At 68.6% G+C, this 24001-nt stretch carries 23 protein-coding genes; 13 read left to right on the top strand and 10 right to left on the bottom strand.

All coding sequences use genetic code 11. From position 1 onward, the window contains the following. Positions 1 to 369: 369 nt before the first annotated feature. From ACZ5Z0_RS10450 to ACZ5Z0_RS10440, 3 genes are read left to right on the top strand one after another with little or no spacing between them, the layout of a single operon-like run. Positions 370 to 1722: a ferredoxin reductase family protein gene (locus ACZ5Z0_RS10450; protein ID WP_464108362.1), complete on the top strand. Its 1353-nt coding sequence runs from the start codon at positions 370 to 372 to the stop codon at positions 1720 to 1722. Further along, positions 1719 to 2264, top strand: a complete 546-nt coding sequence (locus ACZ5Z0_RS10445) for an FMN-binding protein (protein WP_464108361.1) — start codon at positions 1719 to 1721, stop codon at positions 2262 to 2264. The genes ACZ5Z0_RS10450 and ACZ5Z0_RS10445 overlap by 4 nt, the downstream gene beginning before the upstream one ends. After that, positions 2248 to 3054: an FAD:protein FMN transferase gene (locus ACZ5Z0_RS10440; protein WP_464108360.1), complete on the top strand. Its 807-nt coding sequence runs from the start codon at positions 2248 to 2250 to the stop codon at positions 3052 to 3054. The genes ACZ5Z0_RS10445 and ACZ5Z0_RS10440 overlap by 17 nt, the downstream gene beginning before the upstream one ends. Here the strand turns inward: ACZ5Z0_RS10440 and ACZ5Z0_RS10435 are convergent. The 3 genes from ACZ5Z0_RS10435 to ACZ5Z0_RS10425 are packed head-to-tail and all read right to left on the bottom strand — an operon-like array spanning position 3051 to position 5792. After that, a complete protein-coding gene (locus ACZ5Z0_RS10435; RefSeq protein WP_464108359.1) occupies positions 3051 to 4469 on the bottom strand; it encodes a GH1 family beta-glucosidase in 1419 nt (472 codons plus the stop codon). The genes ACZ5Z0_RS10440 and ACZ5Z0_RS10435 overlap by 4 nt on opposite strands. Positions 4470 to 4486: 17 nt before the next feature. Beyond that, positions 4487 to 5248, bottom strand: coding sequence for an SGNH/GDSL hydrolase family protein (locus ACZ5Z0_RS10430; RefSeq protein ID WP_464108358.1), 762 nt, complete (start codon positions 5246 to 5248; stop codon positions 4487 to 4489). Between the two features lie 49 nt (positions 5249 to 5297). Then, entirely contained in the window at positions 5298 to 5792 is a 495-nt protein-coding gene (locus ACZ5Z0_RS10425; RefSeq protein ID WP_464108357.1) for a MarR family winged helix-turn-helix transcriptional regulator, read from the bottom strand. A gap of 80 nt (positions 5793 to 5872) precedes the next feature. On the opposite strand from ACZ5Z0_RS10425, the gene ACZ5Z0_RS10420 reads away from it, so the two are divergent. Beyond that, positions 5873 to 6160 (top strand): YciI family protein, encoded by a 288-nt coding sequence (locus ACZ5Z0_RS10420; RefSeq protein ID WP_138768055.1) that lies wholly within the window; start codon positions 5873 to 5875, stop codon positions 6158 to 6160. Between the two features lies 1 nt (position 6161). Here the strand turns inward: ACZ5Z0_RS10420 and ACZ5Z0_RS10415 are convergent, their stop codons facing one another. Then, positions 6162 to 6986, bottom strand: a complete 825-nt coding sequence (locus tag ACZ5Z0_RS10415; protein ID WP_464108356.1) for an SGNH/GDSL hydrolase family protein — start codon at positions 6984 to 6986, stop codon at positions 6162 to 6164. 390 nt (positions 6987 to 7376) lie between these two features. On the opposite strand from ACZ5Z0_RS10415, the gene ACZ5Z0_RS10410 reads away from it, so the two are divergent. Continuing rightward, a complete protein-coding gene (locus tag ACZ5Z0_RS10410; protein ID WP_138768054.1) occupies positions 7377 to 7871 on the top strand; it encodes an FBP domain-containing protein in 495 nt (164 codons plus the stop codon). Positions 7872 to 7881: 10 nt separating this feature from the next. Here the strand turns inward: ACZ5Z0_RS10410 and ACZ5Z0_RS10405 are convergent, their stop codons facing one another. The 3 genes from ACZ5Z0_RS10405 to ACZ5Z0_RS10395 are packed head-to-tail and all read right to left on the bottom strand — an operon-like array spanning position 7882 to position 13672. Next, a complete protein-coding gene (locus ACZ5Z0_RS10405) occupies positions 7882 to 11370 on the bottom strand; it encodes an ATP-binding protein (protein WP_464108355.1) in 3489 nt (1162 codons plus the stop codon). Next, positions 11367 to 12221: a DUF4194 domain-containing protein gene (locus tag ACZ5Z0_RS10400; RefSeq protein ID WP_464108354.1), complete on the bottom strand. Its 855-nt coding sequence runs from the start codon at positions 12219 to 12221 to the stop codon at positions 11367 to 11369. The genes ACZ5Z0_RS10405 and ACZ5Z0_RS10400 overlap by 4 nt, the downstream gene beginning before the upstream one ends. Before the next feature lie 2 nt (positions 12222 to 12223). Then, positions 12224 to 13672 carry a DUF3375 family protein gene (locus ACZ5Z0_RS10395; protein ID WP_464108353.1) on the bottom strand — a complete coding sequence of 483 codons (1449 nt, stop codon included), beginning with the start codon at positions 13670 to 13672 and terminating at the stop codon, positions 12224 to 12226. Positions 13673 to 13821: 149 nt separating this feature from the next. Here ACZ5Z0_RS10395 and ACZ5Z0_RS10390 point away from each other — a divergent pair, with 149 nt between their 5' ends. The 4 genes from ACZ5Z0_RS10390 to ACZ5Z0_RS10375 all read left to right on the top strand — a co-directional run bounded on the left by ACZ5Z0_RS10390 (position 13822) and on the right by ACZ5Z0_RS10375 (position 17932). Then, complete coding sequence (locus tag ACZ5Z0_RS10390; protein ID WP_464108352.1) at positions 13822 to 14211, top strand: PepSY domain-containing protein; 390 nt, start codon at positions 13822 to 13824, stop codon at positions 14209 to 14211. Positions 14212 to 14447: 236 nt separating this feature from the next. Beyond that, positions 14448 to 14762 carry a hypothetical protein gene (locus ACZ5Z0_RS10385; RefSeq protein ID WP_464108351.1) on the top strand — a complete coding sequence of 105 codons (315 nt, stop codon included), beginning with the start codon at positions 14448 to 14450 and terminating at the stop codon, positions 14760 to 14762. 64 nt (positions 14763 to 14826) lie between these two features. Further along, positions 14827 to 16842: an acyl-CoA dehydrogenase family protein gene (locus ACZ5Z0_RS10380; RefSeq protein ID WP_464108350.1), complete on the top strand. Its 2016-nt coding sequence runs from the start codon at positions 14827 to 14829 to the stop codon at positions 16840 to 16842. Positions 16843 to 17008: 166 nt separating this feature from the next. Next, positions 17009 to 17932 carry a YrzE family protein gene (locus ACZ5Z0_RS10375; RefSeq protein WP_464108349.1) on the top strand — a complete coding sequence of 308 codons (924 nt, stop codon included), beginning with the start codon at positions 17009 to 17011 and terminating at the stop codon, positions 17930 to 17932. On the opposite strand, the gene ACZ5Z0_RS10370 is transcribed toward ACZ5Z0_RS10375, so the two are convergent. Beyond that, a complete protein-coding gene (locus tag ACZ5Z0_RS10370) occupies positions 17929 to 18321 on the bottom strand; it encodes a YchJ family protein (RefSeq protein WP_464108348.1) in 393 nt (130 codons plus the stop codon). The genes ACZ5Z0_RS10375 and ACZ5Z0_RS10370 overlap by 4 nt on opposite strands. Before the next feature lie 213 nt (positions 18322 to 18534). Here ACZ5Z0_RS10370 and ACZ5Z0_RS10365 point away from each other — a divergent pair, with 213 nt between their 5' ends. The 4 genes from ACZ5Z0_RS10365 to ACZ5Z0_RS10350 all read left to right on the top strand — a co-directional run bounded on the left by ACZ5Z0_RS10365 (position 18535) and on the right by ACZ5Z0_RS10350 (position 22265). Continuing rightward, positions 18535 to 19107: a hypothetical protein gene (locus ACZ5Z0_RS10365; protein WP_464108347.1), complete on the top strand. Its 573-nt coding sequence runs from the start codon at positions 18535 to 18537 to the stop codon at positions 19105 to 19107. A gap of 40 nt (positions 19108 to 19147) precedes the next feature. Further along, a complete protein-coding gene (locus ACZ5Z0_RS10360; RefSeq protein ID WP_464108346.1) occupies positions 19148 to 20152 on the top strand; it encodes an aldo/keto reductase family protein in 1005 nt (334 codons plus the stop codon). A gap of 3 nt (positions 20153 to 20155) precedes the next feature. Continuing rightward, on the top strand, positions 20156 to 21010 hold the full coding sequence (locus ACZ5Z0_RS10355; RefSeq protein WP_464108345.1) for an SDR family oxidoreductase: 855 nt from the start codon (positions 20156 to 20158) through the stop codon (positions 21008 to 21010). A 157-nt stretch (positions 21011 to 21167) separates the two neighbouring features. Beyond that, positions 21168 to 22265 (top strand): sulfite oxidase, encoded by a 1098-nt coding sequence (locus ACZ5Z0_RS10350; protein ID WP_464110766.1) that lies wholly within the window; start codon positions 21168 to 21170, stop codon positions 22263 to 22265. A gap of 1 nt (position 22266) precedes the next feature. On the opposite strand, the gene ACZ5Z0_RS10345 is transcribed toward ACZ5Z0_RS10350, so the two are convergent. Both ACZ5Z0_RS10345 and ACZ5Z0_RS10340 read right to left on the bottom strand, forming a co-directional pair. Further along, entirely contained in the window at positions 22267 to 23148 is an 882-nt protein-coding gene (locus ACZ5Z0_RS10345; protein ID WP_464108344.1) for a cytochrome c oxidase assembly protein, read from the bottom strand. Between the two features lie 72 nt (positions 23149 to 23220). After that, positions 23221 to 23949, bottom strand: a complete 729-nt coding sequence (locus tag ACZ5Z0_RS10340) for an SGNH/GDSL hydrolase family protein (protein ID WP_464108343.1) — start codon at positions 23947 to 23949, stop codon at positions 23221 to 23223. Positions 23950 to 24001: the final 52 nt, after the last annotated feature.

Raw genomic sequence — 24001 nt, 5'->3', positions numbered from 1 at the left:
CCGGGGAGTGCCGGATGCTGGGCGAATACAGGAGTGCACGCAACTTGAGCCCCTAACTACCGGCCACCGGAAGTGCCTGATTTCGCAGACTTTCCCGCCAACCGGAGCAATTGCACACGCTCCGCGCCACCTAGCGCCTACCAAGTCTACGAGCTAGGGGAATTAAAGACCAATCCGGCCCCCAAGGGTGTATAAGCGCCGGGCCTCTCGCAGGGAAGTCATAAGAGGGGCGCAGTCCTTTCACAGCAAAATGATAGGCAACGGGCAGAGTCTGGATTCATGAACACAACGACCCAGACTGCCGTGCACCCCGCGGCGCGACAGGCACCCGGGGCCCGGAACCCTTTCAAGGGACAACACCGTCGGCGGATGCTTCAAGCAGACCTCCTGACCGTGATCGCCTGGGCGTCACTGGCCGGGGCTGTTGCGTTGTGGCTCGCCGACGGCGGTGCCGCCGGCTTCTCGACTCTGGCCGGAGCCTTCACAGCGATGGGGATCGTGGCGGGGCTCGCCGGCATGGACCTGGTGCTGCTGATGCTGCTCCTCGCGGCACGCCTCCCGGTCATCGACGGCGCCGTAGGCCATGACCGCGCCCTTGAATTCCACCGAAAACTCGGGAAGCCGTCGCTCTATCTCCTGCTGGCGCACGGTGTCCTGCTCGCGATCGGCTACGGCCTGGCCGAGGGCCTCGACCCGGTCAGCGAAGCGGTCGCCCTGTGGGTGCTCGTACCCGACATGTGGCTGGCATACGTATCCATAGCCCTGTTTATCGCCGTCGTCGTCACCTCCCTGGTGGCCGTCCGCCGTCGTTTCCCCTATGAGTTCTGGTACGCCGTCCACCTCCTGACCTACGCGGCGGTGCTGACGTCACTGCCGCACCAGTTCAGCGTCGGCGGCCTCTTTGCCGAGGGCACCTGGCAGCGCTGGTACTGGCTCGCCGTCTGCATCGGCACCGGCGCCGCGCTCGTGCACTACCGGGTCCTTGAGCCGATCGTCGCCACGGTCCGGCACCAACTGCACGTCAGCCGGGTGGTGGCGGTGGGCCATGGCGTGGTCAGCATCGAGATGGCCGGTCGGCACCTGGACGAGCTGTCCGGCAGTGGCGGCCGGTTCTTCATCTGGCGGTTTCTCGCCCCCGGGCAGTGGTGGCACCCGCATCCGTTCAGCCTCTCCGCGGAGCCCCTGCAGTTGGACGCCGACGGCGGCGGACGGTTGCGGATCACGGTGCGCAACCTCGGCCGGGGCTCGACGGCCCTGGCGCGGCTGAAGCCCGGCACCCGGGTTGCGGTCGAAGGACCGTACGGCCTGTTCAGCACCGCCGCCCGCAGCCGCCGGCATGTCGTCATGATCGGCGCCGGCATCGGCATAACCCCGATCCGCGCGCTGCTGGAGCGGACTCCGTTCGAGCCCGGGGATGCCACGGTAATCCTCCGCGGCCACAGCCCGTCCGGGCTGTACCTCGGCGACGAAATCCTCGAGCTCTGCCAGCGCCGCGGCGCGACCCTGTTCCACCTGACCGGGCGACGGCCCCGGGGAGCGCAGACCTGGCTGCCGGAGAGCGAGGCGCGCTCCGGCTACGGGCTGGCGAGCTACGTGCCGGATTTGGCCGACGCCGACGTCTACGTCTGTGGGCCGGCCGGGTGGGCCCGCAATGTCCTCGATGACGCACGCCGGGCAGGCGTGCGGGAAGAGCAACTCCACTACGAAAGGTTCGACTGGTGAGAATTCGCGCAGCAGTTTCAGCAACCCTGGCCTCCGCCGGGATCCTGATAGCCGGCTGGCAGTCGGGAACCCACGTGGCGGATACTGCCAGCGCCACCGGCACCACGGCCGGGCCCGCGGCCGCCGGCTCCACAGGGGCCGGCACCGTTACCCCCGGCTCCGCGGGGTCGGGAACCGGTTCAAGCAGTAAGGGCTCGAGTGGGGCGGCGGGGAGTTCTGCAGCCGCCTCCGGGTCCACCGGCTCGTCCGGCGCGTCCTCGAACGCCGCAGGCACCTTCGCCGGCGACGTCGTCCAGACCCGCTTCGGCTCGGTCCAGGTCCAGATCAGTGTGTCCGGCGGAAAGATTACCGACGTCACCGCCTTGCAGCTCACGGACGAGGACAGGCGGTCCGTGCAGATCAGCAACCGCGCGGCCCCGTTGTTGCGAGCCGAAGTCCTCAAGGCTCAGTCGGCCAACGTCCAGACCATCAGCGGCGCCACCGTCACCAGTTCCGCCTATCTGACCTCGCTCCAGGCAGCCCTTGATGCAGCCCACCTCTGACCTCGAGGTCCCGCAGCTGAAGGCAAAGACCTTCCCCTGCATGGGCACCGTCATCAGCCTCACCGTGCCGGTTGCTCCGGGCGAGGGGTCATCAGCGGGAGAGGAAGCACTCACGGCCGCGGCAGCCGCCGTCGAGCGGCTCTTCCGGGAACTCGACGCCCGCTTCAGCCTGTACCGGCCTGAGTCCGAGGCCAGCAGGCTGGCCCGCGGCGAACTGCAGCTCCGGACGGCCTCGCAGGACTTCCGGGACCGCTATGCCGAGGCTGCGGACTGGCGGCTCCTGACCGAGGGCGCGTTCACGCCCGAGCGGCCGGACGGCGTGGTGGACTTGTCCGGCCTGGTGAAGGGCGTCGCGATCAAGGAAGCCGGGGCCGCCCTGCAATCGCTGGGGCACGGCGACTGGTGCCTGAACGCAGGCGGCGATGTGCTCGTGGCCGGTTCGCCCATCGTCGCCGGCCGGGCTTCGTGGCAGGCCGGGATAGTCGATCCGCAGGACCGCAGGATCCTGATAGCCGCCTTCCCGCTGGGCGGCAGCACCGCCTTCCGGGCGCTGGCCACCTCCGGTTCCGCCGAACGGGGCGATCACATCTGGACCAGCGGGGCAGCGGTCAGCACGTTCCGGCAGGTGTCGGTCGCAGCGGCGGACATCGTCACCGCTGATGTGCTCGCAACGGCCATTGTGGCCGGCGGCATTCCCATGCTCAACCGGGCGACAAGCGGCTGGGACGTTGAGGTGCTCGCGATCCGGAACGACGGCGGCATCCTCGCGACACCGGGGTTCCGCGCCTAGGGCTCTCCGTCCGTCGCGGGCAGGGCGTTGGCCGCGGCAACGCGGGAGTACCACAGGCCGCTCGCCTTGGGGGTACGCCGCTGCGTTTCGTAGTCCACCCTCACCAGCCCGAAGCGCTGATGGTAGCCGAAGGCCCATTCAAAGTTGTCCAGCAGGGACCAGGCGAAGTAGCCGCGGACGTCCACCCCGCCGGCAATTGATGCGTGCAGGGCCCGCAGATGCTCATCGAAGAAGGCAAGCCGCGCCTGGTCGTCGACGAATCCCTCGGCATCCGGAACGTCGTCGAAGGCGGCGCCGTTTTCCGTGATGTAGATCGGGATCCCGGCCGGGCCGGTGTACTCGCGCTGCAGCCGGTTCAACAGCCGGCGGAGGCCCTCGGGCTGCACCTCCCATCCCATCCCGGTGACGGGGAGGCCGCGCGGTACCTGCCGGACGCCGTCCGCCGCGACCAGCGGTGACGCTGGAGCGCCTGCCGCCGGTCCGGGGAGCGGCTCGGGGTCCGTCGTGAAGGCATCGCCATGGTAGTAGTTGACGCCCAGCAGGTCGATGGGCTCCGAAATCAGGTCGAGGTCCCCGGGCCGGACGACGTCGGCCATGCCGAGGTGGGCGACGTCGGTGAGGACGTCCGCCGGGTATTCACCGCGGAAGAGCGGGTCCAGGAACAGCCGGTTGGACTGCCCGTCCACCCTGCGGGCCGCGTCCAGGTCCCCGTCCCGGTCCGGATCGGCAGGATCGGCCACCGTCAGGTTCAAGGTGATGCCCAGCGTCGCCTCTGGGTCCCTTCGGCGGAGCTCCCGGATGGCCAGTCCGTGGCCCAGCAGCAGGTGGTGGACAGCGGCGAGCGCCGCGGCGGGGTCCCGCCGTCCCGGGGCGTGAATGCCTGCGGCGTAACCCAGGAACGCGGAGACCCAGGGTTCGTTGAGGGTGGTCCAGATCCGCACCCGGTCGCCAAGCGCCTCATGCATGAGTACCGCGTAGGCGGCAAAACGCTCGGCCGTGTCCCGTGACGCCCAGCCGCCCTTGTCCTCCAGCGCCTGCGGCAGGTCCCAGTGGTACAGGGTGACCCAGGGGGTGATCCCGGCGTCGAGCAATTGATCGACCAGCCGCGAGTAGAAAGCGATGCCTTCGGGATTCGGCGTCACGCCGTCGGGCATGCAGCGGGCCCAGGAGATGGAGAACCGGTAGGCGGCCAGGTTCAGGTTCTTCATCAGCGCGATGTCCTCGGCCGTGCGGTGGTAGTGGTCGCAGGCGACATCACCGTTGTGGGCATCGGCGACGGCCCCCGGCACCCGGCAGAAGACGTCCCAGATGGACTCCCCGCGGCCTCCCTCCCGGGTGGCGCCCTCGATCTGGTACGCGGCGGTGGCGGCTCCCCACAGGAAACCGGCCGGGAAGGTGAGGGCGCTGCGGTTCATCCTGTTGCTCCTTGCGGCTAAAGGCGGGTGAGCTGAGGATACCGCGGCGAGAGCCCGTCGCCGGAGGACTTTCCGGTGACCCGGCGCACCACCCACGGCCCGGCGAATTCGCGTACCCAGCGGGCGTTCGCGCGGATTGCCTCGGAGCGGCTGAGTTCCGGGACCGGCGTCATCGGCGGGACGTCGATCGAGTGGTCGTGCTCCAGCACGGTGAGGACCCGCTTGGCCATATTGGCGTGGCCGGCGGCGGACATGTGCATGCGGTCGGTCGCCCACATGCCCCAGTCGTAGTACTCGCTGAACCGCCAGTAGTCCACCAGCAGGGCATCGTGGTCCCCGGCGATGCCGCGGACCAGTTCGTTGTAGATCGCGGTCCGGCCACGCATGGTCCCAAAAACCTTGGATCCGCGGGCGTCGAAGCCGGTGAACATCACCACGGTGGCGCCGGTGGCCTTCAGTTTGCGGATACCCGCGTCGTATTCGACCAGCAGGTCATCGATGTTGACCTTCGGCCGGAGGATGTCATTCGCGCCGGCGTAGATGGTCACCAGGGTGGGGTTGAGCGCGACGGCGGCATCCACCTGCTCGGCCATGATCTGGCGGAGCTTCCGTCCGCGGATGGCGAGGTTGGCGTAGCCGAAGCCCGGGTCGGCCGCACCCAGCTGCTCGGCGACGCGGTCGGCCCAGCCGCGCACCCCGTTGGGGCGGGCCGGGTCGTCGTCGCCGACGCCTTCCGTGAAAGAGTCTCCGAGTGCAACATAGCGGGCCGTAAAATCCATGGGCCCAGTTTGCCATCTGTTGCTGGGAGCAACCACCAAGGCCCTGCCGCTAGGACGGGGGCAGCTCGCTGTCGCGCAGGATCCAGTGGCCGGCGTCCAGGCGGGAGACGATCTTCTCGCCGATGCGGGCCAGGTGCGCGACGTCGTCCGGATCGAGGGCGTCGAGGAACAGTGTCCGTACGGCCTCCACGTGGCCCGGCGCGAGTCCCACGATGGTGTCCATGCCGGCGTCGGTGAGGTGGGCCGTGGTGACTCGGGCGTCTCCGGGGTGGGGCCGGCGCTCCAGCCACCCGCGGTTCTGGAGCTTGGTCACCACATGGGAGAGCCGCGACAGCGAGGCACTGGTACGCGCCGCGAGTTCGCTCATGGGCAGGTAGCGGCCCTCCGCCTCGGAAAGCATGGCCAGGACGTTGTAGTCGAACAGCGAGAGTTTTCCGGCCGCGTGCAGCTGCGTGTCCAGCGCCGCGGGCAGCAGCGTGTTGATGCTCAGCTGGGCCAGCCAGGCACGGCGTTCGTCGGCATTGAGCCAGCGCGGTTCGGTCATGGCTCCATTCTAGGAGACTCGATGCTTGAGGGTTCAACTTCGACCTGCCCGCCGTCTTGGGCAGGCGGTAGGCTGGCGCTATGTACGTAGTCTCCCTGACCTACAAGGTGCCCGAAGAGATCGTCGACTTCCACCTCCCGGCGCACGTGGCCTGGCTGCAGGACGCCTTCGACCGCGGAGTCTTTATGGTGGCCGGACGCAAGATCCCGCGCACCGGCGGGCTGCTGCTCTCCAACGCGGACCGCGCCGATCTGGACGCCGCACTGGCCCAGGACCCCTTTTACGTCAACGGCGTGGCCGACTTCGACGTCGAGGAGTTCCACGCCAGCCGCGTCGCACCGGGGTACGAGAACCTGCTGGACAGCTAGCTCAGCCGGGCAGCAGCTTCTTCAGGCCGCCTTTTCGGGGCACCCTGACCGGTTCGGGCCAGCGAGGGCTCAGCTGGTCCCCCAGCGTGACGCCGCGCAGCTTGCGGCCGAAGAGGGGGAGCACCCAGTCGTGCACCCAGCGGCGCTGCCGTCTCTCCCAATCCCGAAGACCAAGCCGGGCCGGGGGCTCCCATTCCTTGGGGTTGATGTTGTGCGGCACGCCGAGGTGGTCCAGGACCTGCGCGGCCAGGTACTTGTGGCCAGCCTTGGACATGTGCAGCCGGTCCGTGTCCCACATTCGGGAGTCGTGGAAGGCCTCAAAGCACCAGTAGTCCACGAGCACTGCGCCGTACCACTCGGCCAGTTCCCTCACGCGCCGGTTGTAGAGGGTGTTGCGCCTCTTCAGCGGCTCGAGCAGGACCGAGACCTTGACGTCGAAGCCGGTGAACAGCACCACGGTGGCACCGCTGGCGGCGAGCTTGGCCACGAGGTACTCGTAGTCGTCCATCAGGTCTTCGATGTCCGTGCCGAAGTCCAGGATGTCGTTGCCGCCGGCGTAAAGGGTGACCAGGGTCGGTTCCATGGCCAAGGCCGGCTCCAGCTGCTCGGCGATGATGTGCCGCAGCCGCTTGCTGCGGATCGCCAGGTTCGCGTACTCCCACCCGGGCTCCGCCTTCGCCAGCTTCTCGGCCACGCGGTCCGCCCAGCCGCGCACCCCGTTAGGCAGCCTGGTGCTGCGGTCCCCCACGCCCTCGGTGAAAGAATCCCCGAGGGCAACGAAGACCCGCCGCCCGGTCGGGCCTGGATGCAGAAGGTTTTCGGCCACAGCTCCACGCTAACCAGCCGACTCGGCCAGCAGGGAAAGGCCGGGTAAACAGTCGGCGCACAGGGAACGCCCAACTGGACAGGCATCCGGAGCTTTGCAAGGATGGGCGCGGCCGGGGGATCGGAACCGGCCCTGAAGATTTCTGATGGGGAGTGAGCATGGGCATCGCCACGATGACTGTTGCCGCGGTGAGCGGGGTGGCCGTTGTGGCCTGCTCCGCGGCCGCACAGTTGCCAGCCCTTCCCGGACCGTCGGGTACCGCTGCGGACTGAGTCCGCGGAAACGCCCGGTTTCACCCGGAGTCACAGGCTGGCAGTGCCCTGCCTCAATTCCGCTCCGGCGTGCTGAACAGCCGACCGGCCGGACCATCCGATTCCGAAGGTTTTCACCATGCAAAAAATCACCGCCCAGCAGATCCGTTCGTCCTTCATCAACGCGAGCCGGTCAGAAGCGGCCAAGCTCAATCTGCCCAAGAACTTCGATGCCCTGGACTGGGAGCGCCTCGACTTCCTGGGGTGGCGGGACGAGAAGATGCCGTTGCGCGGCTATCTGGTTGTGCCCGGCCCGAAGGGACCCACCGGAATCATGCTGCGGGCCCCCGAAGGCGGGGCCAAGAAGAACCGTTCGGTCCTCTGTGAGCTGTGCCGCGACATCTTCTCCAAGGACGACGTCGTGCTGTGGGTCGCCAAGCGGGCCGGACAGTCCGGACGCAACGGCAACACCGTGGGCACCCTGATCTGCGCCGAGTTCGGCTGCTGCCGCAACGTGCGGGTTGAGCCTCCAGCCAACGACATCAACCCGGACCCGGCCGCCGTCGTGCTGCGGCAGATCGCCGGGATGGCGGCGCGGACCGCCCAGTTCCTGGAGCGCGTCAAGGGAACGTAGCAGCGCGGGGTCAGCGGAGGATGATGTCCACCGGGTTCGCCTCGGACCGCCAGCTCCCCCCGGAGCCGGGGCCCGGGGCGATCACCGGGGCCGTGAGGACACCGGAGCGGTTGGTGCGCTTGTCCCGCAGGATCTCCGTGACCGAGCCGAGGTGCCTCGACAGGTCGATCACGTTTTCCGGCGCGGCCAGGAGCAGCTGGAAGCCGAATTCGTGCAGCGCCTTGATGCCGGCGCCAGCGAATTCCTCCGAGGCGAGCACGAAGGCCTCGTCCATCATCACGGTGCCATAGGTGGTGAAGCCCTGCTCGGCGATGCCCAGCTGGTAGCTCAGCGCAGCGGCCATGATGAACGCGGTGAAGCGCTGCCGCTCACCGCCGGACATCGAGCCGGTGTCCGCGTGCATAAACACCTCGGTCCGTTTGCGGCCGCCGTTGCCCGCCTTGGAACCGGGCCCCTGCACCTCGCGGTGCTCCTTGCACTGGATGAAGAGGTGGCCGCGGACGTCCAGCACCTCGGCGCGCCAGCGCCGGTCCTCGGGGGTCTGCGAACCGAGGCGCTTCACCAGCGTCTCGAGCGACTTGTAGCGGCTGGTGAGCTCGGCGTCGTCGTCCGCCTCTCCCGCCGCGCCGGCGGCACCTGAAGCCAGCGCGGCGGCCTTGCCCGGCCGGGTGTGCCGGACCTTGAGCGCGTTCTGGATGGCGTCTTTGAACTGCTTGGCGGTGGCGGGCAACGTCTGCTTGATGTCGAGTTCCAGGAAGCTTCCTTCGTGGAAGTTCACCTCGGAGAGAATCCCGTTCAGCGGCAGGATGCGACTGGTGATGGAGCGGCGTTCCTCATCCAGCAGGTGCAACAGCGTGCTGAATGACTCGTGCGTGCGCTGGTTGAAGAACTGCCGGAACTCGGCCTCCTGCGCGGGCAGGCCATCGCTGACAATCGCGTGGTAGCGCGTTTCGAACTCGCCCGCGGCGCCGATCGAGGTGCCGTGATCGGCGGAGATTGCCGTGCCCCACTCGCGGACGAAACCCTCGAAGATGCGGGTGAGCCGCTCCGAGGTGGCCTGGCCCCGCGACTCGGCCGCGTGCAGCTCGGCCAGCAGCCGGGTCCGGACCTGGTTGGCGAGGTTGTCGAGTTCGTGCATCTCCAGCACCTCGCCGAAGTCCGCGAAGTAGGGCTCCAGTGCGACGACGGTGGCCTCCGACGGCGGCGACTGCGCCAGGCGCCCCCGCGCGGCGTCGAGCAGCGAATCCGCCGTGGTCAGCCGCGAGTCGAGGGCCTTGTACTCGCTTTGGAGCACGGCGGCCGCTTCGGTGCTGGACTGGTGTTTGTGCCGGGCGGCCTCGATGTTGGCGCGCAGCGGCTCAAGGTCGGCCTGCGCGGCGAGGGCATCCTTCAGCCGCTGCTCGATCCGGGTGAGTTCGTCCGCGGCCACCGCGGCCGAGACCTGTTCCCAGGGCCGGTGGTCGTCGGCCACCCGGCGCAGTGCTTCGAGCTGGCGGGTCATGCCCTGGTGGGATTCTTCCCGGCTCTGCGCCAGTTCGGCGGCCTTGGCGAGCTCCTGCTGCAGGTCCTCGACCTGCGCGGCGACCAGCTCGAGCTTCGCGGCGTTGTCGAAGCCGAGGACGTAGTCCTGCCGGGAGGTGAAACGGTCATCCTTCTCCACCGTGTGGCGGTTGCGCTTGACCACTCCGCCCAGGCTCAGGCCCTTGTCCAGCCGTGCCAGCTCGTCCGGGTCCTCCACGCAGGGGTAGGCGAAGTCGAGGGCGATCCGCTCGCGGATCCACTCGCCCGCCTCGGCGGCCGGACCGGCGGTGAGGATGTCCAGCTTGGTCAGCAGCTCGCCGTCGGCCGCGTCCTCCACGGCCAGGGCCCCGCCGGCGAGCGGCTTCGAGACGTCGACGGCGCGGAGCGCACCGCGGACCGGGTGGTCGTTCAGGTAACGGGTGACGGCCGCGAAGTGCTCGCCGGGGACCAGCAGCGTGGTGGCGAGGCTGCGCAGCGCACGCTCGGCGGCAGGCCGCCACTGTTCCTGCCCATCGGCCAGGTCGATCAGCTCGCCGCCGAACGGCATCTGCTCCTCCGGGACGCCGGTGGCCGCCGCGATGGCGCTGCGGTTTTCGATGCTCGACGGCGGCAGCAGCGACTTACGCGTCTTGAGCGAGACGAGTTCCTGCTGGGCCGCAGCGAGCTCCCGCTTCCTGGTCGCGTGGCCGTCGAAGGCCTCGAAGCGCAGTTCCTTGAGCGCCTCCGAGTCGTCCTTGAGTTCAGCCGAGCGCGCGGCCGCGTGCTCGTGAGCCTGATCCCAGCCGGCCGCGGTCCACTCGAGCTCCAGCCCGGCGTCGGTCAGGGCCTTCCTTGCGGATTCTTCGACCTGCTGGCGGAGCTTGAGGCCCACCCGGGCATTCTCCAGCGACTGCTCGATCGCGGAGATCGCGTTGCCGCCCTGGTTGTTGTAGTCCGCCTCGAGCTGGCGCAGTTCCTTGGCCAGCCCGTCGCGGACACCGCGCTCGGCGCCGAGCTCTTTGGCTTTCACCTGGGCCAGCGCCCTGAAGCGCTCCAGGGTCTTCTCGTGGACCGTGACGGCCAGTTGCTGCTTGTAGGCCTCGAATTCCTCGCCGGAGAGGTCACGGAGCCGGTTCGCGTCGAGCAGGGACTGGGCATATTCCTTGTTCAGTCCGGGGACGGGTGCCAGCTGGTCGCGTTGCTGCCGGACGTCCTCGAGCCGCTGCCGGATGGACATCAGGTTGCTGAACTCCTCGACGACGTCGTCCGCGGCGGCGAGCGTAGCGGGCGCGTCCAGGACCTGGTCGCGGAAGAAGGTGTTGACGCTGCCGCCAAGGCCCTTGCCGGCCTGGATGACGCGCAGCAGTGGCAGTGCCTGGTCCGAGTTGATGCCGAGCAGACGCCGGAAGCGTTCCGCGAAGGCCTTGTGGACGTCGAAGATCTGGGCATCCGGGAAGATCGCATCCAGCGCCGACTTGGTAAACCGCTTCTCCGCGATACCCTCGACCGCGGCCAGGTCCAGCGGCTTATTGTCGATCAGGTAGTACCGGCCGACGCTCGACTCGGTGCCGTTCTTGGGCAGGTCGAAGAGCGCGGAGATGGTCACGCGGGTGCCCGCGGCGTTGTCGAAGGTCAGAGCGACGGCGGACCAGGTGGCCCCGGGGCGCTGGAACGCGCTGGCCGACCCCTCGCCGACGGCCTTGTCCCCCACCTTGCCGCGCATGTAGGTAAACGTGGTCCGCTTGTCCTCGACCGCGCCGCCGGCGCGCTGGGCCGCGGCCTCGTTCGAACGCGGCCGGGCATCAAAGACCCGGAGCATCGCGTCGAACAGCGTGGACTTTCCGACCCCCGAGTTGCCGGTCAGCAGGGTGCCGTTACGGTCCACGTGCATCGTGTGGGCGCCATGGAACGTGCCCCAGTTGACGACCTGGACGAGGGCGAGGCGCATCTGGCCGGGGTTCGTGAGCTCGCCCAGCGGGAGCATGGTCGCGATGCTCACTTGGCGTCCTCCGCTTCGTTGTTGTCGCCTTGCGCGGCCCCACCGGGGGCGGCATCGCCGTCGTCGTCTTCCTCGCTCGGGTCACCGGGCGCGGCGTCGCCGTCGAGGTCCAGGAGGGGTTCGGTGCCCGTGGGGTCGGTGCTGGCTGCGATGAGGGCCTCGATCTGGGCCGGGATGTCGCCGATGTTTTCGAAGGGGAGGGCCAGGGGGAGGGCGTTGGAGATGGTGTAGACCTCGTCCAGGCTGGTGCTGAGGAGGAGCTGGCGGGCCAGGAGCTTGGTAATGGCGCGGTTGACGACGTCGGCGTCGCGCAGGGCGTCCTGCTGGCCGGCGGGCTGGTAGTGGGCCACGAGGTCGGCGATTTCCTCGCGCGTGATCGTGGGATCGGTCTGGGCGGTGACGTGGCGGTCCAGAAGCAGGCGCAGGCACAGCAGCACGATGGTTTCGACGCGGCTCAGGGCCCGCTGCTGGCGCAGGATGCTGGAGCGGGTGCTGCCGCCGATCGCCTCGGGATCCACCGGGCGCAGCACGGCCACCTTTCGTTCGTGGTCCAGCTGTAGGGTCAGGAAGAGCTCGGAGAGGCGGCTGCGCAGGATCAGCTGGTTGTCCAGCAGGGTGGTCCACAACTTCTCGTCGCGGCCGCCGTCAATGTACGGGCCCTTGAGGAGCTTCACCAGGGCCTGGCGGACCTTCATGGGGAGCACGCCGGTGTCGCCCGGGAAGAGGGCGGCGCCGTCGACGAAGGTGTCGCGCGGGGTGACGGTGAACGGGTCGCTGCGGACGTGGTCACCCTGGTTGTCCGGCGCTGCCGGCGCGGAAGGCACGTCCGCCGTCGTGGTCTCTTCGGTCATCTTCAATCCTTCTTGAGCGTGACGACGGGCAGGTACGCGGTGCGCGTGGAGCCGTCGATCTGTTCGAAGTCCAGCGGCGCCCAGGCCTCGCGGTCGAAACCGGCGCCCTCGTGCAGCGCGTGCGAAAGCAGCGCGCGGATGGAGTTGATGTGGCGTTCCGTATCCGGGAGCTGTTCCCAGGCCTCGGCGAGGGTGGACGCCCCGGCGACGGCGGCGCGGATGGCTTCGGGGCTGGCCTTGCCGGTCCTCGGCGAGCGGACCCGGTCCGAGTCGCTGAACGCGATCGGGTCCGCCAGCTTCGGCGGCGCGGCGAACTCGTCGGGGTCGAAGAGCTTGACCATCGCCAGGGACTCGAAGCCGGCGTTAAAGAGCACCGGGCCGCGGACCAGTCCCGGCCGCTCCCGTTCGTAGGGCAGCGCACGGATCGCCTGCTCGGCCTCGCGCAGGACCTTGCGGAGCCGGACGGACTGGCGGTAGTCGTCGCTCTGGACGTAGGTGTTGAGGCTTTCGCTGAGCTTGCCGTAGATCCGCTGGATCTGGCTGTGCTGGGTGCGCAGTTCGGCCACCAGGTTCTTCAACGTCTCGCGTTCGTCCTGGCTGAGCTCGTCCGCGAACTGCCGGCTGAGCACCTCCCCGATCGCGGAACGGAAGCGGAGCTGCTGCTGCGGGTCCTCCAGGAACGCGGTGAAGGACCGGAACGTCCTTCCTTCCGGGCTCTGCCGCAGCCGCTTGTCCGCCTCCAGCACCTGCGCCATGGTGGCGCCCTTGCTCAGGGACTCCTCGATGATCTGATTGCGGAGCTCGCCCACCAGCTCCTCGATCCGGTCACGCATCTTCTTGTAGTCCGCGGGCAGGCTCGCCGCGAGGTCCAGGATATTGCCGGCGGCCTCGACGGCTTCCTCGTCGTCGAGCAGCCCGTCGAACTCGCCGGAGCTGATCTCCTCGATGAGCTGGCGGCGTTCGCCGATCTCCTCCTCCAGAGACTCCAGCCGGGCGCTCTGGTCCGGGTTGGTCTCGTTGGCGAGCTTTTCGACGTCGCCCAGCAGCGTGCCGAGCCGGGAACCGTTGAGCGTGGAACGCTCGCTGGAGAGGCTGTCCAGGAAGGCCAGGACGCGGGCCGCGGGCTCCGTGACCTCGTAGACGATCTGGCCGGACTGGTTCCGCCGGGTCAGGAAGTTCTTGCGGGTCCATTCGTCGCCGAACCCCTTGCCGTTGGCGGAGCCGCCGAGTCCCGGTTCCTGACGGCGAAGCTGCTCCAGGAAGGCGTCGACGTCGGCATGGAACTGTTCGAGCGGAAGCTGCGGCCGGGTACGGGTGAAGGACGCCTGCAGCACCGCGATCACCCACGGGGCCGAGCGGGTCAGCGCCCACGCAGGTCCCTTGGTGAGGAGTTCGAGGTCCCGGAGCCGGGCGCTGATGGCCTCGGCGGAGGACACGGCGGAACGGGACACGCATTCTCCAATCGCTGCCGCGGGGTGGGGTCGGGCAGCGGATCAAAGGAAACTGCCAACTACAAGGTTAACGCAGGGCCTCCGGAAAAACCGTTGAACCTGCAGCGCAGCGGGAGGACACTGGGAAGACCACGTGGGAGGAGACCGTCATGCGGACCAAGACTGCATGGATCATAGGAGCGGCGACGGCGGCGGTAGTCCTGGGCGGCGCCACGGTGGCCGTCGCTGCGGACGGCCTGTTGGGCCCCAACAACCCGGTTCCCGGCGTGAGTATCGCGCCGCAGCCGGATAACGACTCGCACGATTCGGACGCGGACGACTCCGGCCTGGCGCCCCTCACCGGCGCGGACCGGGACCAGGCCGCGAGCGCGGCACTGGCCAGGGTCGGCCAGGGCAGCGTCACCGAAGTGGAGCGGGAAAACGACGGTGGCACGGCCTACGAGGTGAAGGTGCGCCTCAACGACGGCCGGACCGTTGAGGTCCAGCTCGGTGCGGACTTCCAGGTCCTGGCCCAGGGGGCTGCCGAGCTGGACGACTGACGTACCGCGCGCCAATGCACCGCGGCAGGCAACGCCAAAGCGCACTGCCAACGCGGCCCCGCGTGTAACGTCTGTTACTGGTGAGGTTTTCGCGACCTCTTCGTGACCTACGCCCGGGTAGCATTTCGATCCCATATCAAGACCTCCCGACGCGCCCCGCGACTCTGGCTGGGCCCCCTTCCGGCACCCTACGCTCGGGCTACTGATTCAGCCGAAGCGACGGTGCAGGAGGAAGAATGCAGTTCGATCTAAGCGCGGTGGAAACGGCCACCATGGTGTTCCTGGGAACACTGTTATTCGGCCTCCTCCTGACCTTCTTCATCATGACGGCGGCCTTCGCTGCGCTGGCCCTGCTGGGCGTCGGCCGGCTGGCCTGGTTCGTTGCGGCGAGCCTGCTGCTCGGGGCGGTCCACGGTATCAACGACGCCTGGGACCGGCTGGTCCATCACGCCGGCACAGTGGAGCTCCCGGGCGATTTCCCCGGCGACCTGATAGGGCAGTCTTCCCCTAGTACCGGCACCTACCCGCGGGTAGTATTGCGGGACAGCTGAAGGGTCCTCCACCCGCGGCGGATCCAGGGCTCGAGCCGGCCAACCCGGTTAGAGGAGATGCCCCGTGAGCTCCGCCGTCGACAACCCAGCCACTGAAGATCCAGCCACCGATAGCCCCGCCGCCGAGGTACCGGTGGCCGCGCAGAAGATCGGGCCCGAGGCCACCGCCGCCGATGCCCGGGCCGTCGCCGAGGCCGCCCGCGATACAAGCTGGGACCGGCCCAGTTTCGCCAAGGGCCTCTACCTCGGCAGCTTCGACCTCAGCCTCGTCCACCCCTGGCCGCAGGCGCCGGCGGACGACGTCGAACGCGGCGAAGCGTTCATGGAACGCCTGACCGCCTTCTGCCGGACCATGTCCGGACGCAAAATCGAGCGCGACGCCCGGATCCCCGACGAATACCTCTCCGGGTTGGCCGGCCTCGGCGTCTTCGGCATGAAGATCCCCCGCGAATACGGCGGCCTGGGCCTGTCACTGGTGTACTACGGCCGTGCGCTGGCCCTGCTGGGCTCGGTCCACCCCAGCCTCGGTGCGCTCCTCTCCGCGCACCAGTCGATCGGCGTGCCGGAGCCGGTGAAGGTGTTCGGCACGCCGGAGCAGAAGCAGGAGTACCTCCCGCGCTGCGCCGCCGGTGCCGTGACCGCATTCCTGCTCACCGAGCCCGACGTCGGCAGCGACCCGGCCCGGATGGGCAGCACCGCCGTCCCCTCGGAGGACGGGACGTCGTACGTGCTGGACGGTGTGAAGCTGTGGACCACCAACGGCGTGATCGCGGAACTTGTGGTGGTGATGGCGCTGGTCCCCGCGCACACCGGCGCGGACGGCACCGAGCACAAGGGCGGCATCAGCGCCTTCGTCGTGGAAATGGACTCCCCCGGCATCACGGTGGAGAACCGCAACGCTTTTATGGGCCTGCGTGGCATCGAGAACGGCGTGACCCGCTTCCATCAGGTCCGCGTGCCGGCGTCCAACCGGCTGGGCCGCGAGGGCCAGGGCCTGAAAATCGCTCTCACCACGCTCAACACCGGCCGGCTCTCCATCCCCGCGCTCTGCGTGGCGTCCGGCCGCTGGAGCCTGAAGATCGCCCGGGAATGGTCCAACGCCCGGACCCAGTGGGGCCGCCCGGTAGGCCAGCACGAGGCGGTGGGCAAGAAGATCGCCTTTATCGCCGCGAGCGCCTTCGCCCTGGACGCCGTGTTTGAGCTTTCCGCCGAGCTGGCCGACGCCGGGCAAAAGGACGTCCGGATCGAAGCGGCCCTCGCGAAGCTCTGGTCCACCGAGATCAGCTGCCGGATCGCCGACGAACTGGTCCAGATCCGCGGCGGACGCGGCTTCGAAACAGCGGACTCGCTTGAAGCCCGCGGCGAGCGTGCGGTTCCGGCGGAACAGCAACTGCGGGACATGCGGATCAACCGGATCTTTGAGGGGTCCTCGGAAATCATGCGGCTCCTGATCGCACGCGAGGCCGTGGACGCCCACCTGGCCGCTGCCGGGGCCCTCGGCTCGGAGGACGCCAGCCTGTCCGAAAAGGCCAAGGCCGTCGTCGGGGCCTCCGGGTTCTACGCGAGGTGGCTGCCGAAGCTGGTGGCCGGCACCGGCATGGATCCGCGCTCCTATGGCAACTTCGGCCGGCTCGGCCGGCACCTGCGCTTCGTGGAGCGGGCATCGCGGCGGCTGGCGCGGCAGACTTTCTACGGCATGGGCCGCTGGCAGGCGAAGCTTGAACACAAACAGGCCTTCCTGGGCCGGATCGTGGATATCGGCGCGGAGCTGTTCGCGATGGCGGCGTGCTGCTCCCGGGCGGAAATGCTGCTGCGGACCGCCCCGGAACGGGGGGCCTCGGCCTACGAACTCGCCGACGCCTACTGCGAGCAGGCGCGGGTCCGGGTCGAGGAGTATTTCGACCAGCTCTGGCGCAACACCGACGACGGCGACCGCGTCCTGGCCCGCGCGGTGCTCGCCGGCGACTACGAGTGGCTGGAAGCCGGGGTACTGGACCAGTCCGAGGGGACCGGCCCCTGGATTGCGGATGCCAGCCCGCGTGCCTCGGTGAAGGAGAACCTGCACCGAAAGTACCGCTGACGTGCGCGGATGCCCGCGGAGAAGCCGTACGGATCAGATAGTAAGCATCCTTGCTATTGGTCCGGAGGCGTGGTTAGGTGGAGCCAAGACCTGATGACGGTCGAAGCATCGCCGTGCCCGGCTCAAACAATGAGTTCGGGTCAATCAATGAAAGCGAGCAGCCATCATGAGCAGCACAGCAGGCCCCGAAGACCGCATGCCCCGCCGCGCACGCGAGGAAGACGGAACCCTGGATCGGGAGGCCCGGATCCATGATGCGCGTCAGGACGGCGTGACCGCTGAAGGCCCCGTCGCGGCCGACGCGCGCACCGAAGACCGCGCCGAGGCACGCGCCGCAGACCGTGAGCAGCGCGCCAACGAGACCCGCGCCTTCCCCGCCGCACCCCTCGCCGGCGCCGCAGCAGGCTCAACTGCCGGTGCCGCCGCCGGCCGCGACAACCAGGTGATCCACGGGACCCGCGACGACCACGGCCGCCACAACCACGACGTCGTCGTCGAAGAGGTGCCCACCCGCGAAACTGTGGTTGCCCGCGAGAAGGAACAGTTCGGCGGCGTCAAAATCGGGTCCGCGTTCTTCGGCTGGCTCGCCGCCACGGGCATGGCCGTGCTGCTGACCGCCTTGGTGGCCGCTGCCGGCACCGCCGTCGGCCTTGCCACCCATACGAATGTCAACGACGCCGTCAACCAGGCCTCGGGCAATCAAAGCGTAGGGATCGCGGGCATCATTACGCTGCTCGTGATCCTGTTCGTTTCCTACTACTGCGGCGGCTACGTGGCCGGCCGGATGGCGCGCTTCAACGGAGTCCGGCAGGGTTTGATGGTGTGGATCTGGGCACTCATCGCGGCCATCGTCGTCGCCGTCCTGGCCATGACCGCCGGCCAGCAGTACAACGTCCTGGCCAACCTCAACAGCTTCCCCCGCATCCCCGTCAACGAGGGCGACCTCACCACCACCAGCATTGTCGCCGCGGTCGTGGTGGCGGTGGTTGCCCTTATTGGGGCCATGCTGGGCGGCCTGGCCGGCATGCGCTTCCACCGCAAGGTGGACCGTGCAGGCTTCACTCCGGTGGAGACCGTCGAGGAACGCTAAGCCAGCGTCAGGGCGTCAACGTAGAACCAGCGGCGGTCCTCGCGCCGGAAACTGCTCGTTTCGTGGTGGACCCCGGATTCGCCGTCGTGCCGGAAGTACGCCTTGAACTCGACGGTGCCCTCCGTGTCCAGCGGGCCGCCGCGCCCCGTCGAGACAATGTCCAAGCGCCGCCACTGCATGGCAGGATCCAGCTCCAGCGCGGCCGGCCGGGTGTCCCGATGCCAGGTGCGCAGCAGGTAGCCGGCGTCGAGCACCACAAAGGCGCTGTAGCGGGACCGCATGAGCTGCTCCGCGGTCGGTGCCTCCGCTTCACCGCGGTGGTACCGGCCGCAGCAGTCTGCGTACTGCTCACCGGACAGGCACGGGCAATGTCCCTGGTATGACGTCAAAGGGGTCCTTCCGGCTGGCCGGACACCTCCGGCATGGGCTGCTTCCGACTATAGACGCCGCCCGAAGGTATCAGCTTGGACACATCCGGCCCGGCCGGCCCATTTCCTCGCGTGTCCGCTGGAGATTGTCCGTATGGTTAACGGGGGCCGGTGCCCGGCGGGACCATTGCGGCACGGGCCTCGCTGCAGGCTGGTTGGAAGAGGAGAGGCGAAGTGGAAGACCCGACGACGATCGCCATGAACCTGACCTTTTTCGGCACCCTCGGTGTTGGCCTCGTGATGTTCCTCGGGGTCTTCGTCGCCTTCGTCATCACCTTGCTGTTGGCCGGTCTCGGCAGGCTGATCGCCACGGCCTTCACCGCCTTGCTCCGCGGCCGGCGGTCCACTCCCGCGCCGGCCAAGGCGCACGGGCCGGCGAAGTCCGCCAAGCCGGCCCGCAAGGAACCCCAGCTCTCCCCCGAATGGGCCGCCGCCGTCGCGCGCGCCGATGCCCGCGCCAGTGCCCGCGCCAAGGCCGGAACCGCGCCGGAGGTCAGGGTCTCGGTGCGTGAACTTCCCAGCCCGAAAGCCCCGGTGCGCGACCTCCAGGAAGTCGCGCCGCTCGTCGAGTCCGCCACGGACCGGAACGGCGCCCCCGCCGCGGCGCCGCGGGCATTCACGAAGCCCCCGCTTCCAGCCAAGAGCCCGGTGCTGGACACCGGATCGCTCACCGCGCTCAAGCACCAGCCGCCGCAGGCAGCCCAGCGGCGGGACCAGCAGCCGGGCCAGCAGCGCAAGGCCAGCTGAACCCTTACCCCGGGCGGTCATCTGGGCTACGTTGGAACCCATGGAATTCAGATACCTCGGGCACAGCGGCTTCAAGATCTCCGAAATCACCTTCGGCAACTGGCTCACGCACGGGTCGCAGGTGGAGAACGACGTCGCCACCCAGTGCGTGCGCGCAGCGCTCGACGCCGGAATCAGCACCTTCGACACGGCCGACGTCTACGCCAACACCGCGGCGGAAAAGGTCCTGGGCGAGGCCCTGAAGGACGAGCGGCGCGAGTCGCTGGAGATCTTCACCAAAGTCTTCGGCCCCACCGGCCCCAAGGGTCACAACGACCTGGGACTGTCCCGCAAGCACATCATGGAATCCATCAACGGCTCCCTGACCCGGTTGCAGACGGACTACGTGGACCTCTACCAGGCGCACCGCTATGACTACGAGACGCCGCTGGAAGAGACCATGCAGGCCTTCGCCGACATCGTGCGGCAGGGCAAGGCGCTGTACATCGGCGTCAGCGAGTGGACGGCCAGCCAGATCCGTGATGGCCACGCCCTCTCCAAGGATCTCGGTTTCCAGCTGATCTCCAACCAGCCGCAGTACTCCATGCTGTGGCGGGTCATCGAGGCGGAGGTGGTCCCGACGTCGGAGGAACTCGGCCTCTCCCAGATCGTGTGGTCGCCCATGGCCCAGGGCGTGCTGAGCGGCAAGTACCACCCCGGCAAACCCGCTCCGGAAGGCAGCCGCGCCACGGATTCCAAGGGCGGCGCCCGGATGATCGAGCGCTGGATGTCCGACGAGGTCCTGACCGGAGTGCAGCAGCTCAAGCCCATCGCCGAGGAGGCCGGGCTCACCATGGCCCAGCTGAGCATCGCGTGGGTGCTGCAGAACAAGAACGTGGCCTCGGCGATCATGGGCGCCTCCCGCCCGGAACAGATTGCCGGCAACGTGGCCGCGGCCGGCGTGAAGCTGGACCCGGCCATCATGGACAAGATCGACGCCGCCATCGGATCCCTCGCAGAGCGCGACCCCGCCCAGACCAAGTCGCCCGCCTCGCGCGAGGCCTGACCCATGGCGACGCTGCCGGAACTCGCCGTCACCGGATCCACCGGACAGCTCGGCGGCCAGGTGGCCCGGCTGCTGTCGGAGGCGGGCAGCCCCCAAAGGCTCCTCGTGCGCGACGCCCGCCGCGCCCCGGAACTCGACGGCGCCGTGCCGGTCGTCGCCAGCTACGCCGACCGGGCCCAGTCCAGGGCGGCCCTGGCCGGGGTGAAAACCTTGCTGATGGTGTCCGCCGCCGAGGCCGAGGACCGTCTGCAGCAGCACTACGCCTTCGTCGACGCGGCGGCCGAGGCCGGGGTACAGCACATCGTGTACACCTCGTTCTTCGGCGCCGCGCCCACGTGCACCTTCACGCTGGGGCGCGACCATTACGCCACCGAGGAACGGATCAAGGCGTCCGGCATGGATTACACGATCCTGCGGGACAACTTCTATCTCGACTTCCTGCCGCTGCTGGCCGGCGAGGACGGCGTGATCCGCGGCCCGGCCGGAGACGGCGTGATGGCGGCCGTGGCCCGGGCGGACATCGCCCGCTCGGCCCTGACCGTGCTGAGTGACCCGGCGCTGCACGTGGGCCGGAGCTATGACCTGACCGGACCGGAAGACATTTCGCTTTCCGCCGCCGCAGAGCTGCTGACAGCCGGCACCGGCCGTACCATCACGTACCACAACGAGACCGTCGAGGAGGCGTACGCCTCCCGGAAACCCTACGGGGCACCACCCTGGCAGGTGGACGCCTGGGTCAGCACCTACACCGCCATAGCCGCCGGCGAACTGGCGGGACCGACGTCGGCCGTGCACGAACTGACCGGACGGGAACCGCTGGGACTGGCCGAATTCCTGGCCGAGACGCACACCCTGTAGCTGCACAGCGGGGCAGCGCAGCGGGGCTGGGCGGTATTGACGGCTTCAGGGCCGCGGCGTAGACCTGAAGACGGTGACACCGGTCCAAAACCGGGCTGGTCCGGAACAGAATCGCAGTCCCATGCCCAAGCAATTATCCAAGCACACCTCCCCCGTCATGGCCCGGCGCCGGCAGACGCAACAGCTGGCAGCACATCCCGGCGAACCCAGCCACGGACCCCTCACGGCCGAGGAGCTGCAGCTCGCGGTCCGGAACCATTCGATGCCGCTCGAGGCCCTCCGCAACGACGTGACACCGCCCGGGCTGCACTACCTGCTGGACCACTTCGACATCCCGGCCATCGACGGGGAAGGGTGGCACCTGCGGATCGGTGGGGCCGTGCAGCGATCGCTGGAATTGAACCTCCGGGCCCTGCGCCGGGCGCCGAGTATCAGTGTCCCGGTCACCTTGGAATGCGCCGGCAATGGCCGGTCGCTGCTGAAGCCGCGGCCGCTGAGCCAACCCTGGATGATGGAGGGCGTCGGCACCGCCGTCTGGACCGGGGTGCCCCTGGCATACCTGCTGACCCAGGCCGGCGTGGATGAGGACGCCGTCGAGGTCGCCTTCACCGGTGCCGACGCCGGAATCCAGGGCGGGGTTCGCCAGCAGTACGCGCGGAGCCTGCCGGTCAGCGAGGCGCTGCGGCCCGACGTCGTGCTGGCTTACGAGATGAACGGCGCCGCACTGCCGCCGCAGCACGGGTACCCGCTGCGGCTCGTGGTCCCTGGCTGGTACGGCATGGCCAGCGTCAAATGGCTCGCCTCGATCAAGGTGCTGGCCAAGCCCTTCGACGGCTTCCAGCAGTCCGTCGCCTACCGCTACCAGCAGGACGCGGACGACGCCGGTACTCCGGTCACGTGGATCAAGGTCCGCTCGCTGATGGTGCCGCCGGGGGTTCCCGATTTCTTCACCCGGCAGCGATTCCTGCCCGCGGGCCCCGTGATGCTGACCGGACGGGCCTGGTCCGGCCACGGCGCCGTCCAGCGGGTCGAGGTGGGCATCGACGGCCAATGGGCACCCGCGCAGCTGGAGCACCCTGCGGCGCCGTTCGCCTGGTCCGCCTGGTCGATGCCGTGGGTGGCGGATCCCGGTCAACACGAACTCTCGTGCCGCGCCACGGACGCCAGCGGCGCCACCCAGCCGCTCGAGCCGGTGTGGAATTACCAGGGCATGGGCAACAACGTGGTGCAGCGGGTCAAAGTCACCGTGGAATAGGCTAGCGGCCGCGTCTCAGGTGCTCGGCATTCAGTTCATCGAGTTGGCTGTCGGTCAGCTCGTCGAAGCCCCGCGCCTCGCGTTTGTCCGTCCGGGAGAACCGCATGAACATCAGGATGATCAGCGGCAGGTCCACAATTTCACAGATGAACCACAACACGTCTCCCGCGAGTTGCTGGTCGCGCAGGGGATCGGGAATCCAGCTGGCGCCCGCCTGTCGCGTCACAACGTGGTCGAGGACCTGTCCGTTCAGGCGCAACAGTATTCCGGGCACCGCATCGATCAGCAGCTCGATAAAGACGAAGACAAACTCCAGCGTGATGAAGGCGCTGGAACGATGGAAGTCCGCTTCTTCGATGATGGGAAGCGCCATAAGCAGGCCGAGCAGGGGAATGCCGACAGTCAGGAGCGCCTCGGCCACCGGGTTCGTGCGCAGCGTGTAGAACGCCGGAGTCAGGAACGTTGAGAACAGCGCGAGCCCGAGCAACGGCGCCGCCAGCGAGTTGCTCACGAACCGGACCAGCCGGTTCGACAGCACCGCGTCCAGCCCGGCTATCCCCCGATCGCTGAGTGCCATGCGGGCCAGGGAGATGGGTTTCCCCAACCCAATCAAAAGCGGCACGACGAAGAGCATCAGCGTGATCTTCAAGGTGAAGGCCCAGCGGAGCTCGGCACTGTACACGCCCGGGAATCCGCACGTAAGCACCGTGAGGGAGCCGAGACCCAGGACGTAGAACGCGGCCGTCCGCCACAGAGGCCAGTTCCGGCCCTTATTGGCCGCAGCCTTCAGCGCGAGAGCGTACAGCACGCCCGAGGACACAATGACCGCCGCGGCGGTCCAATCAATCTGCCAGGCAGTTATCACGACATCGAAAGGTGGCACGGGCTGAGGGTAGCTGAGCTTCCTAGGAGTTTGCCCGGCAAGCGGCCCTGCGGGCGCATACTCCGCGGGCGCTCACTCCGACGCGCGTCCGGGCTCCGCAACGGGCTGCGGCGCCGCCTGCTCGATGACGGCAGCGATGTGCTCCAGGAGGTATTGCTGCCCGGCGACGGTGGGGTGATCGCCGTCGGGTCCGATCAGGTCGCCGACGTCGTCGCTGATCCACCCCTCCGCAATCGGATCGACAAATTCGGCGCCCGCCCCCTGAGCCGCGGACTTGAGCTGGCCCCGGATCTCCAGGAGGCCCTGGTCCGCGTCGGTCGAGTACGACGGCGGGCCCACCACGATAATCTTCGCAGCGGGGGCCACGGCTTCGGCGTGGGTGATGGCCGCAAAGGCCGCAGCTCCGACGGCCGCCGGATCGTAGTCAAGGTCGTTTTCGGAGCCGAAAAACACCACGACGGCGGTGTCCCGGGTGACGAAGTGGTCTACCTGGCTGCCGAAGGTACCGTCGGTGTCGCCTGGCCTGACGTAGCCGCTGCCGTTCTCTGCGGCATTGACCACTTGGAATCCGGCGAGGCGGGGGTCCGTCCGGATCAGGGCCGGCCACGCGTACTTGGGGGAGGTTCCATGTCCGGTGCTCAGCGAATCGCCAACAACCACCACCCGCACCGCCGGGGCAGCCGTGACAACCGGCTGCGCCGCGCAGGCCAGCGCCGCAACTGCCAGGCAGGCCGCCACGCCAGCCGCAACCAGCCAGCTGTGCCGTCTGTGTCGTTGACGCGGCAGCGGGCTGATCGTCATAGCTCCCGCCTCCCGCCTAAAATTCGCCGGCGCCCCGTGCGGTGCCGCCCTG

Source organism: Arthrobacter sp. T2-23, from assembly GCF_055398325.1.
Note: the sequence above shows the minus strand (reverse complement) of the source record. Positions and strands in the feature narration are given on the sequence as shown.

Coding starts and splice junctions, on each gene's coding strand:
- ACZ5Z0_RS10385 (WP_464108351.1), top strand. CDS start 14,448: ATGCAGTTCGATCTAAGCGCGGTGGAAACGGCCACCATGGTGTTCCTG.
- ACZ5Z0_RS10450 (WP_464108362.1), top strand. CDS start 370: ATGCTTCAAGCAGACCTCCTGACCGTGATCGCCTGGGCGTCACTGGCC.
- ACZ5Z0_RS10425 (WP_464108357.1), bottom strand. CDS start 5,792: ATGACCGAACCGCGCTGGCTCAATGCCGACGAACGCCGTGCCTGGCTG.
- ACZ5Z0_RS10400 (WP_464108354.1), bottom strand. CDS start 12,221: ATGACCGAAGAGACCACGACGGCGGACGTGCCTTCCGCGCCGGCAGCG.
- ACZ5Z0_RS10430 (WP_464108358.1), bottom strand. CDS start 5,248: ATGGATTTTACGGCCCGCTATGTTGCACTCGGAGACTCTTTCACGGAA.
- ACZ5Z0_RS10440 (WP_464108360.1), top strand. CDS start 2,248: ATGCAGCCCACCTCTGACCTCGAGGTCCCGCAGCTGAAGGCAAAGACC.
- ACZ5Z0_RS10375 (WP_464108349.1), top strand. CDS start 17,009: ATGAGCAGCACAGCAGGCCCCGAAGACCGCATGCCCCGCCGCGCACGC.
- ACZ5Z0_RS10360 (WP_464108346.1), top strand. CDS start 19,148: ATGGAATTCAGATACCTCGGGCACAGCGGCTTCAAGATCTCCGAAATC.
- ACZ5Z0_RS10420 (WP_138768055.1), top strand. CDS start 5,873: ATGTACGTAGTCTCCCTGACCTACAAGGTGCCCGAAGAGATCGTCGAC.
- ACZ5Z0_RS10355 (WP_464108345.1), top strand. CDS start 20,156: ATGGCGACGCTGCCGGAACTCGCCGTCACCGGATCCACCGGACAGCTC.
- ACZ5Z0_RS10350 (WP_464110766.1), top strand. CDS start 21,168: ATGGCCCGGCGCCGGCAGACGCAACAGCTGGCAGCACATCCCGGCGAA.
- ACZ5Z0_RS10390 (WP_464108352.1), top strand. CDS start 13,822: ATGCGGACCAAGACTGCATGGATCATAGGAGCGGCGACGGCGGCGGTA.
- ACZ5Z0_RS10435 (WP_464108359.1), bottom strand. CDS start 4,469: ATGAACCGCAGCGCCCTCACCTTCCCGGCCGGTTTCCTGTGGGGAGCC.
- ACZ5Z0_RS10340 (WP_464108343.1), bottom strand. CDS start 23,949: ATGACGATCAGCCCGCTGCCGCGTCAACGACACAGACGGCACAGCTGG.
- ACZ5Z0_RS10410 (WP_138768054.1), top strand. CDS start 7,377: ATGCAAAAAATCACCGCCCAGCAGATCCGTTCGTCCTTCATCAACGCG.